Origin of the sequence: Filobacillus milosensis (genome assembly GCF_004402015.1) — a bacterium.
In the GTDB taxonomy this organism is placed as follows: domain Bacteria; phylum Bacillota; class Bacilli; order Bacillales; family Alkalibacillaceae; genus Filobacillus; species Filobacillus milosensis.
Map to the genome: position 1 here is coordinate 1 of NZ_SOPW01000073.1, position 314 is coordinate 314.

Here is a 314-nt window from a genome sequence, read left to right on the forward strand (position 1 = left end):
CGCATTGCTGTTGTCGATCCCCACGCGCGCCTCGCGCCGCGCGGCGCGCGCGCAGTCCCGGATCGTCGGGCGCGCTCCGGATGAGCCTCTGGTGCTTCCGCGGCATGCGGAGGACCGGCACGATCTCGAGGAGCAGCCCCCGGTCGGCGCTCTCGAGGAGCCGCAGGATGCCGCTGCCCTGAACGACGAGGCGCTGGTGCCGATCGCTGAACCTGAGCCCGACCCCGAGCCGAGCGGCGATGAGGCTGCCGCAGCGGACGACGCGTCCCCACCGGCAGGCGCTGATGAGGACGGCCCCGACAGGTCCGTGGAGG

The 314-nt window shown here is 73.9% G+C and carries 1 protein-coding gene; it reads left to right on the plus strand.

Annotation, left to right across the window (positions count from 1 at the left end; all coding sequences use genetic code 11):
• Nucleotides 1–314: hypothetical protein (locus E3U55_RS17645; RefSeq protein WP_228547611.1), on the plus strand; the 314-nt coding region annotated here is incomplete at both ends.